The following is an 11,990-nucleotide window of genomic DNA, read 5'->3' as shown; positions in this document are numbered from 1 at the left end:
CACCGGTGCGGCGGCGGGCGGCACACGGCGCGCCGGCGTCGGCGCGGGGGCCGGCGTGGCCGCGCGCTTGCCGACGATCGCCGGCAGGCCGGCGGTCCGCGCGGGCGCGGGCTTGCGCTCGACCACGGAGTCGAGCGTCAGCGGAAACTTCGGACGGCGCGGGCTCGAACTCATGGCCTCAACGCGCCCAGGGTCCCTGCGGCCGGCACGCGGCTGGCCTCATGCGAGCCATTGCCGCAGCGCGTCGAGCTGGGCGCGGTGGGTCAGATCCAGCTGCAGCGGCGTCAGCGAAACGAAGCCCTCCGCGGTCGCGTGGAAATCGGTGCCTTCGCTGGCATCGAGCGCATCGCCGGCCGGGCCGATCCAGTAATTGGTCTCGCCGCGCGGATTGACCTGCGAGATCACCGGCTGCGAAGGATGGCGCTTGCCCAGCCGCGTGGCGCGCAGCCCGCGGATATGTTCGTACGGCAGATTGGGGATATTGACGTTGAGCAGGAACGGTTCGCGCGGCGGCGTCGCGATGGCGCGCTCGACGATGCCGCGCGCGATGCGGGCCGCGGCATCCAGATGTTCCCAGCCCTTGTCGACCTGCGAGAAGGCGATCGACGGGATGCCGAGCAGAAAGCCTTCGATCGCGGCGGCGACGGTGCCGGAGTACAGCACGTCCTCGCCCATGTTCTGGCCCTGGTTGATGCCCGACACCACCAGGTCCGGCTTTTCGTCGAGCAGGCCGGTCAGCGCGATATGTACGCAGTCGGTCGGGGTGCCATTGACGAAGCGAAATCCCTTCTGCACGCCCTCGCGCGCCTCGAACACCGTCAGCGGGCGCTGCAGCGTCAGCGAATTCGATGCGCCGCTATGATTCTGCTCGGGGGCGATCACGGTGATACGGCCCAGCGGCGCCAGCGCGGCATGCAGCATGGCAAGTCCCGGCGCGAGGTAACCGTCGTCGTTGGCGAGAAGGATGTGCATGGCCGCGATTGTACCCGAGGCGATTGCGATGGCGTCGCGTCGCGGGGCCGCTTCGCCGAGCGATTTGCACCTAAATCGGAGCCACAGCCCCCGCCAACGCCGAGGCCAATACCGCAGCCACCACCGTGATCACCACCGTGACCATCACTGCGACCGCCACCGGCCCCGCCGAACTGAACGACCGTACTATTTCTGCGCTACACTAGCCCGGGCCGCGTGGCCGCGCGGTCCAGATCGAGGCATCAAGACATTCAATGGAGACACGATGAAAGCCGTACTGTGCAAAGCCTGGGGCCCGCCCGATTCGCTGGTGCTCGAAACCCTGCCCGACCTGGTCGCCGGTCCCGGCGAAGTGGTGATCGACGTCAAGGCCGCCGGCGTCAATTTCCCGGACGTGCTGATCATCCAGAACAAGTACCAGGCCAAGCCGCAGCTGCCCTTCTCGCCGGGATCGGAACTGGCCGGCATCGTGAACTCGGTCGGCGAAGGCGTCAGCCACGTCAAGCCCGGCGACAAGGTGATCGCCTATCTGGGCAACGGCGCCTTCGCGACGCAGGCCAAGGCGCCCGCCGCCGCGGTCGTGCCGATGCCGCCCGGCATCGATTTCGAGACCGCCGCCGCCTTCACGCTGACCTATGGCACCTCGCACCACGCGGTGGTCGATCGTGGCGAACTGAAGGCGGGCGAGACCATGCTGGTGCTAGGCGCGGCCGGCGGCGTCGGCCTGGCCGCGATCGAGATCGGCAAGGCGATCGGCGCGCGCGTGATCGCGGCCGCGTCGACCGACGAGAAGCTGGCTGTCTGCAAGGAACATGGCGCCGACGCGCTGATCAACTACAGCACCGAGGACCTGCGCGAGCGCATCAAGGCGCTGACCGACGGCAAGGGTCCGGACGTCATCTATGACCCGGTCGGCGGCATCTATGCGGAACCCGCATTCCGCTCGATCGGCTGGCGCGGCCGCTATCTGGTGGTGGGCTTCGCCAACGGCGAGATTCCCAAGATGCCGCTGAACCTGGCGCTGCTCAAGGGCGCCTCGCTGGTCGGCGTGTTCTGGGGCGAATTCACGCGCCGCGAGCCGCGCGCGAACCAGGCCAACATGTCGCAGATGCTGGGCTGGATGAAGGAAGGCAAGATCCGCCCGCACATCTCGGCGCGCTATCCGCTGGAACAGGCCCCGCAGGCGCTCAAGGACATGGAGGCGCGCAAGGTCACCGGCAAGATCGTGATCACGCCCTAAGGTCCCGCCGAATCCCAGGTCCATCCCTCTCCCGCGCACGGGAGAGGGAAAAATCCCTCCTACAGCTTCTCCGTCTCCCCGCTCTTCGGCTGCCACTTCATCAGCCGGCGCTCCACCACCCCCACCATCCAGTCCAGCACCAGCGCGAACGCGGTCAGCACCACGATGCCCGCGAACACGGTGTTGATGTCGAAGGTCCCCTCCGCCTGCAGGATCAGGTAGCCGACGCCGCGCGCCGAGCCCAGGTATTCGCCGACGACAGCGCCGACGAAGGCCAGGCCCACCGAGGTATGCAGCGACGAGAACACCCAGCTGGTCGCGCTCGGCAGATAGACATGGCGCAGCAGCTGCTGCCGGTTCGCGCCCAGCATGCGCGCGTTGGCCAGCACCACGGGGCTGACTTCCTTGACGCCCTGGTAGACGTTGAAGAAGACGATGAAGAACACCAGCGTCACCGCCAGCGCGACCTTGGACCAGATCCCGAGCCCGAACCACACCGCGAAGATCGGCGCCAGGATCACGCGCGGCATCGAGTTCATCGCCTTGATATATGGGTCGAGAATGGCCGAGGCGACCGGGCTCAGCGCCAGCCACAGGCCCACGCCCAGGCCGGCGACGGTGCCGATGCCGAAGGCCAGCACCGTCTCGAGCAGCGTCACGCCCAGGTGCAGGTAGATGTCGCGCTCGACGAAGAACCAGCTCCAGACGCGCTGCGCCACCAGCCACGGCTCGCCGAAGAAGAACGCCACCTGTTGCGAGCGCGTGGCCAGGTGCCAGGTGCCGAGAATGACCACGAGGACGAGCAGCTGCCAGACGCGCAGCATGCTGGGGGAATCGGTACGGAATGCCATGGATCGTTTTTGCTTGTGAGTTCCAGGATCGTCGGTATCAGTGCGGACTGGTGCGGACTGGTGCGGACTGGTGCGGGCCAGTGCGGGCTGGTGCAGGTTGGTGCAGGTTGGTGAGGTCCGCCTCAGGCAACCTTGCGCTGCTGCGCATAGCCCTTGAGCACTTCCTCACGCAACACGTCCCAGATCGCCGCGTGCAGCTCGACGAAGCGCAGATGGTTGCGGATCTCGGCCACGTCGCGCGGCCGCGGCAGATCGATGTCGAATTCGCCGATCGGATGCGTGGCGGGTCCCGCCGACAGCACCACCACGCGATCGCTCATCGCGATCGCCTCGTCCAGGTCGTGCGTGATGAACAGCACCGCCTTGCGCTTGGCGGCCCACAGCTCCAGCACCTCGTTTTCCATCAGCTGGCGCGTCTGCACGTCCAGCGCGGAGAACGGTTCGTCCATCAGGATGATGTCCGGGTCGAGCACCAGCGTCTGCGCCAGCGCGACGCGCTTGCGCATGCCGCCCGACAGCTGATGCGGATAGCGGTCGCCGAAGCCGCCCAGGCCGACGCGGCGCAGCCATTCCTCCCCTTCCGCCACCGCCTGCGCGCGCGGCACGCCGCGGAATTCGAGCCCCGCGATCACGTTGTCGAGCGCGCTGCGCCAGGGCATCAGCGCCTCGGTCTGGAACATGTAGCCGGCACGCGCATTGATGCCGGTCAGCGGCTCGCCGAACACGCGCACCTGGCCGGACGACGGCGCCAGCAGGCCCGCGCCGACATTGAGCAAGGTCGACTTGCCGCAACCGGTCGGCCCGACCACCGAGACGAATTCGCCGGGCGCGATCGCCAGCGAGACGTCCTTGACGGCGGTGTAGCGCTGGCTGCGGTCCTCGCGCGAGATGAAGGTACAGGTGACGTTGTCGAGGGAAAGGGCCGGAATGCTCATGCGTTTCGCTGTGCTTGCGCCGCGCGTCGGCCGGGCCGGCGGCGGCGTGGTATTCGATGACGGATCGACGATGACCGGGCGTCGATGACGCGGCGGCGCCCTTTGTCTGATACAAGGCCGGCCCCGCGAAAGCAAAGGCCCGCTGCGGGCAGCGGGCCAGGCTTGCCGCGGCCGCCGATGCGCGCCGCGGTGCGGCTTACTTGTACTTGGCGTTGGCCTTCTGCACGAAGCTGTTGGTGAAGGTCTGGTCCAGCTTGATCGCCTTGCCCTTGAGCGCCGGATCGAACTGCTGCAGCGTCGCCAGCGCCGTGCGCGGGCCGTCGGCCGGCATCATGCCGTCCGGCGAGATCGCTTCCTTGACCTTTTCCCACGCCGACAGATACAGCGCGCGGTCGCCCAGCAGATAGCTCTCCGGCACCGTCTTGACGATGTCCGACGGGCCCGCCTTCTGCAGCCACTTCAGTGCGCGCACCATCGCATTGGTCAGCGCCTGCGTGGTGTTGGGGTTCTGCTCGATGAACGAGGCCGACGCATAGAGGCAGCCCGACGGCATGTTGCCGCCGAACACCGCCTGCGTGTCCTTCAGCGTGCGGGTATCGGCCACCACGCGCACCTCGTTCTTCTGCGTCAGCATCGAGATCACCGGGTCCAAGTTCGCCATCGCGTCGATCTGGCCCGAGCGCATCGCCGCCACGGCGCCGTTGCTGGCGCCCACGCCGATGAAGGACACGTCCGACGGCTTCAGCCCGGCCTTGGCCAGCACGAAGTTGGCCATCATGTTGGTCGACGAACCGGGCGCGGTGACGCCGATCTTCTTGCCTTTCAGGTCGGCGACCGACTTGAAGTCCGGCATCGTCTTGTTGGAAGTCACCAGCACGATCTGCGGCGCGCGGCCCTGCAGCACGAACTCGCGGTAGTTCTGGCCCTTGGCCTGCAGGTTGATGGTGTGCTCGTAGGCGCCCGAAACCACGTCGGCGCTGCCGCCGACCACGGCCTGCAGCGCCTTGGCGCCCCCGGCGAAGTCGACGATCTCGACGTCGAGCCCTTCGTCCTTGAAGTAGCCCTGGCGCTCGGCGATCGTCAGCGGCAGGTAGTAGAACAGGTTCTTGCCGCCGACCGCGATCGTGACCTTGGCCTTCTCCGGCTTGCCCTGCGCATGCGCGAAGCCGCCGAAGGTGAACCAGCCGGCCAGGAACAGCACCAGCGCGATCAGCACCTGTTTCCAGAATTTGCGGTTGTACATCTGTGTCTCCTGCTTATTGTGTTCCCGCGCGGTGTGATGACGCCACGCACGACGCCGAAGCGACCCGCCGGACGGCCTGACGGCATGCCGGGGCCGCCGCGCGGCTCCGTGCGATGCTATCCGAGGCCGGCGGGTCGCCCCAATCGGGAACACTACCTAGCGCGGGGAGGACCAGCGCATCATTCCGCCTGGATATTGGCCGACTGGATGACCTTGCCCCAGCGCGTCAGCTCGGCGCGCTGGTACTGGCCCAGCTGCGTCGGGTTCATGTACTTCGCCTCGGCGCCCAGCTCCTCGGCCTTCTTGCGGAAGGCCTCGGTCTTCATGATCTTGTCGATCTCGCCGGTCAGCTTGTCGACCACCGGCTTTGGCGTGCCGGCCGGCGCGTACATCGCGAACCACGACGACACGTCGAGATCGGCGTAGCCCGCCTCGGGCGCGGACGGCACGTCCTTCAGGCTGGGCAGGCGATTCTTGCTGGTGACCACCAGCGGGCGCAGCTTGCCCGCCTGGATATGCGGAATCAGCGGCGGCGGCGTGGTGATGGTCAGGTCGACCGAGCCGCCCAGCAGGTCGGTCATCGCCGGACCGGTGCCCTTGTACGGCACGTGCGTGATGCGGATGCCGGCCATCTGGTTCAGCAGCTCGGTGGACACATGCTGCAGCGAGCCGTTGCCCGACGAGGCGTAGTTCAGCTTGTTCGGATTGGCCTTGGCATAGGCCACCAGTTCCGCCAGCGACTTGACCGGCAGGCTCGGGCGCACCACCAGCACCTGCGGCGCGGACAGCAGGTTGGCGACCGGCGCGAAATCCTTGACCGGATCCCACGACAGGCCCTTCATCAGCAGCGGCGTGATCACGTGGAAGCCCGAGTACTGCACCAGCAGCGTGTAGCCGTCGGGCTTGGCGCGCGCCACCAGTTGCGCGGCGATGCCGCCGGCGCCGCCGGGGCGGTTCTCGACCACCACCGGCTGGCCAAGCGCCTTGGCCAGCGGCTCGGAAATCATGCGCGCGGCGAGGTCGGTGGTGCCGCCCGGCGCCGCGGACACGATCAGCGTGACCGGGCGGTTCGGATAGGCGCCATCCTGCGCCTGCGCGCCGGCGCTCAGGCAGGCCGCGGCGGCAGCGACGGCCGCGGCGAGCAGACGACGGCGGCCAGGCCTGGCCGCATCGAGGGAATGAAACGGTTGGGACGTACGGATCGACATGCTGTCTCCTCCAGGAATCGATGTTGTTGTTCGGGTTGTGGGTTGTGATTCGTAGGTGCGGACCAGGTCCGCGGGCTTGCTGATGGGGTTGTGCGTGTTGTGCGTGTTATGCGTGTTATGCGGGCTGTGCGTGCTGTGCGTGCTGTGCCCTGGGCTTGCCGTTATCGGGCCTTACTGCGCCGCGAAATGCTCGGCCAGCCAGGCCGGCGGCTGATGCGTGCGCAGCCGCGGACCGGCGCGCAGCAGCTGGCTGCAGACCTCGCGCTCGACCACGGTGGGCAGCTCGCCGATGATGCCGAGCAAGCGCTGCAGGTCGACGCCAGTGTCCACGCCCATCGACGCGAACATGTGCACGAGTTCCTCGGTGGCGACGTTGCCGCTGGCACCGGGCGCATAGGGGCAGCCGCCCAGCCCGCCGGCCGCCGCATCGAAGCGCGACACGCCGGTCTCCCAGGCAGCCAGCGCATTGGCCAGCCCCATGCCGCGGGTGTTGTGCAGATGGATGGTCAGGCCGGTCGCCGGCAGTTCGCGCCGGAAGGTCTCGCACACCGCGCGCACCTGGGTCGGATAGGCCATGCCGGTGGTATCGCACAGCGTGATGCCGTCCGCGCCGGCCTCGGCGAAGCTGCGCGCCAGCGCCATCACGGCGTCGATCGCGACCTCGCCCTCGAACGGGCAGCCGAATACCGTCGACAGCGAGATATTGACCGGCACGCCGGCCGCACGCGCGACCTCGATCATCGCCAGCAGCTGCGCCTGCGATTGCGCGCGCGTCATGCGCAGATTGGCGCGGTTGTGCGTCTCGCTGGCCGACATCACCAGATTGACCTCGTCGGGCCGGCACGACAGCGCGCGCTCGAGCCCGCGCAGGTTCGGCACCAGCACCGTGTAGCGCACGCCCTCGGCACGGCGCATGCGGTGCATCACCGCCTCGGCGTCGGCCAGCGCGGGGATCGCCTTGGCGGAGGTGAACGAGGTCGCCTCGATGCGGGCGAAGCCGCAGGCGGACAGCGCCTCCAGCAGCGCGACCTTGGCATCGGTCGGCACCACCACCGGTTCGATCTGCAGGCCGTCGCGCGGCGCGACCTCGTTGACCTCGATGCGGGCCGGGCCGCGCAGCGGGAAGTTTGTCGTCGAATGCACGCTCGATGCGGTCGTGTTCATGCCACCACCCCGCGTGCGCGCAGGTCGGCGATGGTCGCGGCATCGAAGCCGGCCTGCGCCAGCACCGCGTCGGTATGCTCGCCCAGCGTCGGCGCGCGATCGTGGATCGCGCCGGGACTGCCCGACAGCTTCGGCACGATGCCCGGCACCTCGACGGTCAGGCCGCTGGCCGCGGTGACCTGCTCGATCACGCCGCGAGCGCGGTAATGCGGATCCTCGGCGATATCCTTGACCGTGTAGATGCGGCCGGACGGCACCTGGGCCTCGCGCAGCACGGCCAGCGCGCTGTCGATATCCTGCGTGCGGGTCCACGCGGCGATCGCGGCGTCGAGTTCCTCGACTCGTGCCACGCGGCCGTCGTTGCGCGCCAGCGCCGGATCGTCGGCGAGGTCGGCGCGGCCGATCGCCTGCATCAGCCGCTTGAAGATGGCATCGCCGTTGGCGGCCACCAGCACGTATTCGCCGCTGGCGCACGGATAGGCGTTGGACGGCGCAATGCCGGGCAGCGCGCCGCCGGCCGGCTGGCGCACCGCGCCGAAGGCCGAATACTCGGGCAGCAGGCTCTCGCTCAGGTTGAACAGCGCCTCGTACAGCGCCACGTCGATGACCTGGCCGGTGCCGCCGCGCGCATCGCGCTCGTACAGCGCCAGCAGCACGCCCAGCGCGCCATGCAAGCCGGCGATGGTGTCGCCCAGCGACAGGCCCGCGCGCACCGGCGGGCGGCCCGGCTCGCCGGTCAGATGGCGCAGCCCGCTCATCGCCTCCGCGACCGCGGCAAAGCCGGGCTCGTCGCGCTTCGGCCCGGTCTGGCCGTAGCCCGATACACGCAGCATGATCAGCTTCGGATTGGCGGCGTGCAGTACGTCCCAGCCCAGGCCCCACTTCTCCATCGTGCCCGGGCGGAAGTTCTCGATCAGCACGTCGGCCTCGGCGGCCAGCTTGCGCACCAGCGCCTGCCCGTCAGCGCTGCGCAGGTCGATGCAGATCGATTCCTTGTTGCGCGACTGCGCCTCCCACCAGACCGAGGTGTCCTGATACAGCATGCGCCATTTGCGCAGCGGATCGCCCTGTCCGGGCGGTTCGACCTTGATCACGTGGGCGCCGAAATCGGCCAGCGTCTTGGCGGCGAAGGGGCCGGCGATCAGCTGCCCGAGTTCGAGCACGCGGATGCCATCCAGAATCTGTCGCGGCATGCGGATTGTCTCCGGGGATCGGTGTGTGGCGATCGCCGTCTGGCGGTCGGTCCGTGGCGCTCCCTTGCGGCGGAGGCCGGACCGTGCGATCGAATTTGGCCGCAGTGTGCCGCAGCCCCGGCGGGCGCGGAAGGCGTCAATCGGTGAAGCGGGCTTTCACCGAACGCGAAAGCCGGAGGGAGATGACGCGGGAGATGACGCGGGAGATGACGCGGGAGATGACGCGGAGACGGTCGGCCGGAGCCCGGGGCTCAGAATGGCGCGCGATCGCCGCACAGATGGGTGATCAGGAGCCGGGCCGACACCGTCAGCGCGGCGGGATCGCGCATGCCGATCAGCAGCGAGCGCTGCGCCCAGGCGTCCTGCAGCTTGACCAGCGACAGGCCCATCGACTTGACGTGCGGCTCGGCCGCGATGCGCGGCAGCACGCCGACGCCGAGGCCGGCCATCACCATGCGGCACATCGCATCGAAGCTGCGCACCTGGATGCGCAGCCGGAACGGCCGCTCCAGCCGGCTGCTCTCCTCGAGCAGGCGCGCGGCCAGCGAGGTCACCTGCGGCAGGCTGACGAAGTCGTATTCGAGGGTATCGGCGTAGCGCACCGGCCCGCGCTGCGACAGCGGATGCCCCGGCGGCGTGACCAGCACCAGTTCGTCCTGGCGGTATTCGACGGTGACCAGGCCCGCGCTGGGCGTGCGGTCGGCAAAGATGCCGACGTCGGCGCGGTTCTCGACCAGCGCCGCGACGATATCGCCGCTGTTCTGCTCTTCCAGCTCGATGCGGATGGTCGGATGCAGCCGCATGAAGCCGGCCAGGTCGTCGGGCAGGAACTGCGTGATCGCCGAGGTGTTGGCGCAGACGCGCACCTGCCCGCGCACGCCCGACGCATAGTCGGACATCACGCCCGCCATGCGCTCGACGTCCTGCAGCACGGTCAGCGCGTGATGGAAGCACGCCTGCCCCGCCTCGGTCAGCTGCACGCCGGCCGCATGGCGGAAGAACAGCGGCGCGCCCACGGCGGCCTCGAGATCGGAGATCCGTTTGCTGGCCGCGGCGACGGCCAGATGCGACTGGCGCGCGCCGGCCGAGATGCTGCCCTGCCGCGCGACGGCGACGAACAGTCCCAGCGTGACCAGATCGAAGCGGGCCAGGTTCATCGGGCGATCAGACCATGCCGGTCGATGCGAAGCGATACGGCGCCGCGCTTCACAGCGTGCGGCGGTCCATGACCGCGCGCGCGATGGTGCCGGCGTCGACGTATTCGAGCTCGCCGCCGACCGGCACGCCGCGCGCCAGCCGCGAGACCTTGAGCCCGCGCGCCTTCAGCATCTCGCCGATATAGTGCGCGGTGGCCTCGCCCTCGCTGGTGAAATTGGTGGCCACGATGACCTCGGCCACCGGGCCGCCCAGCGCGGGATCGGTGGCGCGCGCCAGCAGCCGGTCCAGATGGATCTCGCGCGGACCGACGCCGTCCAGCGGCGACAGCCGGCCCATCAGCACGAAATACTGGCCGCGATAGGTCAGCGTCTGCTCGATCATCACCTGGTCGGCCGGCGTCTCGACCACGCACAGCAGCGAGGCATCGCGGCGCGGGTCCAGGCAGGTCTCGCAGACCTCGGCCTCGGTGAAGGTGTTGCAGCGCGCGCAGTGGCGCACGCCATCCGCTGCGCCGCGCAGCGCGTCGCCGAGCCGGCGCGCGCCCTCGCGGTCATGCTGCAGCAGGTGATAGGCGATCCGCTGCGCCGACTTCGGGCCGACGCCGGGCAGCACCTTCAGTGCCTCGACCAGCGCCTGCAGCGAGGTGGGAGTGGATGCCTTCATCGTGAGTCCGCGTTCGGCAAGCCGGCACTCAGAACGGCAGCTTGAAGCCCGGGGGCAGCGGCAGGCCCGAGGTCATCGAGCCCATCTTCTCCTGCGTGGTGGCTTCGGCCTTGCGCACCGCGTCGTTGAAGGCCGCGGCGACCAGGTCTTCCAGCAGCTCCTTGTCCTCGCCTTCCGCGAGCAGGCTCGGATCGATGGTCACGCGCTTGACGTCGTTCTTGCAGGTCATCACCACCTTGACCAGGCCGGCGCCGGACTGGCCCTCGACCTCGATCAGGGCGAGCTGCTCCTGCATCTTCTTCATGTTTTCCTGCATCTGCTGGGCTTGCTTCATCAGCCCTGCGAGTTGGCCCTTCATCATGATGCTTCTCCTGATATCGATGGATTCGGTGGATTCGTGGGTCGGTGCGCGCCGCGCGGCTTCGATCGGCGAAAGGGGCGAAAGGGGCGATAGGCGCGATAGGGTCGTATGCGCGGCGTACCGGTGTCAGAGCGCGCGCGGCTGGATCGAGCCCGGCACGATCTGGCCGCCGAACTCGCGCAACAGGCCCTGCACGAAAGGATCGTTCTCGATCGCCGCCTCCGCCGCGCGCTGGCGCTCGGCGCGCGCCTGCGCATCGGCGGCCGCGGCGGTCTCGCTGACCGCGCCGACCTCGCAGTGCACGCGCACCGCTTCGCCGAAATGGTCCGACAGCGCCTGCGCCAGGCGCTCGACCGCGTTGCCTTCGGCGATCGCGGCGACGGGCGCGCGCAGCACGAAGGTGCGGCCCTGCACGCGCGCCAGTTCGCTCTGATAGGCGAGCTGCTGGGCCAGGCCCTTCAGCGGCAGGCTGGCGGCCAGCGCGGGCCAGTCGCCGCTGAAGATCGCGGGCGTGCCGTCGTCGGGCGGCAGCGGCGCGGCGGGCGGCGGGGTCTTGCTCGGGCTCGCGGCGAAGGCTTCGTCCGATGCGGCCGCATCGGCCGCGGCCGGCACGGAGGACACGGGCATGGCCGTGCGCGGCGGCTCGGGGCGGCGCAGCGGCGCGGCACGCTGCGGCTCGGGTTCGCTGTCGTACGGGCCGATCAGCGGCAGGTCGGGCGGCAGCTCTTCCCACGGCGGTACGTCGCTGCCGCCGGCCAGTTCCCATGGCGGGGCCTCGGCGGACGCGCTCGCGGACGGTGCCGCCTGCGCCGGGGCTTGAGCTTGAGCTGGACCTTGCGATCGGGCTTGAGATTGAGCCGGAGCCTGCGGTGCAGCCGACGGACGCGGCGGCTCCGGCCGGCGTTGCGGCGCGGCCGGGCGCAGCGATTGCGTCGGCGCGGCGGCCGGCGCAGGCGCCGGTGCGGCCGCAGGAGGCGCGGCCACGGGTCGCGCGGCACCGCC

At 69.3% G+C, this 11,990-nt stretch carries 12 protein-coding genes; 1 reads left to right on the top strand and 11 read right to left on the bottom strand.

Features of this window, described 5'->3' with window-relative positions; translation table 11 throughout:
- Positions 1–219 precede the first annotated feature (219 nt).
- On the bottom strand, positions 220–972 hold the full coding sequence (gene surE / locus K7G19_RS24830) for a 5'/3'-nucleotidase SurE (protein WP_226109651.1): 753 nt from the start codon (positions 970–972) through the stop codon (positions 220–222).
- A 265-nt stretch (positions 973–1,237) separates the two neighbouring features.
- On the opposite strand from surE, the gene K7G19_RS24825 reads away from it, so the two are divergent.
- A complete protein-coding gene (locus K7G19_RS24825) occupies positions 1,238–2,212 on the top strand; it encodes an NADPH:quinone oxidoreductase family protein (protein ID WP_226109649.1) in 975 nt (324 codons plus the stop codon).
- A gap of 59 nt (positions 2,213–2,271) precedes the next feature.
- Here the strand turns inward: K7G19_RS24825 and K7G19_RS24820 are convergent, their stop codons facing one another.
- From K7G19_RS24820 to K7G19_RS24775, 10 genes are all read right to left on the bottom strand, one after another.
- Complete coding sequence (locus tag K7G19_RS24820) at positions 2,272–3,063, bottom strand: ABC transporter permease (protein ID WP_226109647.1); 792 nt, start codon at positions 3,061–3,063, stop codon at positions 2,272–2,274.
- A gap of 122 nt (positions 3,064–3,185) precedes the next feature.
- A complete protein-coding gene (locus tag K7G19_RS24815; RefSeq protein ID WP_150082064.1) occupies positions 3,186–3,998 on the bottom strand; it encodes an ABC transporter ATP-binding protein in 813 nt (270 codons plus the stop codon).
- A 196-nt stretch (positions 3,999–4,194) separates the two neighbouring features.
- Positions 4,195–5,241 carry an ABC transporter substrate-binding protein gene (locus tag K7G19_RS24810; protein WP_149319862.1) on the bottom strand — a complete coding sequence of 349 codons (1,047 nt, stop codon included), beginning with the start codon at positions 5,239–5,241 and terminating at the stop codon, positions 4,195–4,197.
- A 179-nt stretch (positions 5,242–5,420) separates the two neighbouring features.
- A complete protein-coding gene (locus K7G19_RS24805) occupies positions 5,421–6,449 on the bottom strand; it encodes a tripartite tricarboxylate transporter substrate binding protein (RefSeq protein WP_149319861.1) in 1,029 nt (342 codons plus the stop codon).
- Between the two features lie 171 nt (positions 6,450–6,620).
- Complete coding sequence (locus K7G19_RS24800) at positions 6,621–7,613, bottom strand: hydroxymethylglutaryl-CoA lyase (protein ID WP_226109644.1); 993 nt, start codon at positions 7,611–7,613, stop codon at positions 6,621–6,623.
- On the bottom strand, positions 7,610–8,806 hold the full coding sequence (locus tag K7G19_RS24795; RefSeq protein WP_149319860.1) for a CaiB/BaiF CoA-transferase family protein: 1,197 nt from the start codon (positions 8,804–8,806) through the stop codon (positions 7,610–7,612). The genes K7G19_RS24800 and K7G19_RS24795 overlap by 4 nt, the downstream gene beginning before the upstream one ends.
- Positions 8,807–9,057: 251 nt before the next feature.
- Entirely contained in the window at positions 9,058–9,963 is a 906-nt protein-coding gene (locus tag K7G19_RS24790) for a LysR family transcriptional regulator (RefSeq protein ID WP_053822073.1), read from the bottom strand.
- A 49-nt stretch (positions 9,964–10,012) separates the two neighbouring features.
- On the bottom strand, positions 10,013–10,627 hold the full coding sequence (gene recR / locus K7G19_RS24785; RefSeq protein WP_149319859.1) for a recombination mediator RecR: 615 nt from the start codon (positions 10,625–10,627) through the stop codon (positions 10,013–10,015).
- A 28-nt stretch (positions 10,628–10,655) separates the two neighbouring features.
- On the bottom strand, positions 10,656–10,988 hold the full coding sequence (locus K7G19_RS24780) for a YbaB/EbfC family nucleoid-associated protein (RefSeq protein WP_023263605.1): 333 nt from the start codon (positions 10,986–10,988) through the stop codon (positions 10,656–10,658).
- Positions 10,989–11,114: 126 nt separating this feature from the next.
- On the bottom strand, positions 11,115–11,990 hold an 876-nt coding region (locus K7G19_RS24775; RefSeq protein ID WP_304524176.1), incomplete at its 5' end, for a DNA polymerase III subunit gamma/tau C-terminal domain-containing protein.

This window comes from Cupriavidus sp. DB3, from assembly GCF_020418465.1.
Lineage (GTDB): Bacteria > Pseudomonadota > Gammaproteobacteria > Burkholderiales > Burkholderiaceae > Cupriavidus > Cupriavidus cauae.
Note: the sequence above shows the minus strand (reverse complement) of the source record. Positions and strands in the feature narration are given on the sequence as shown.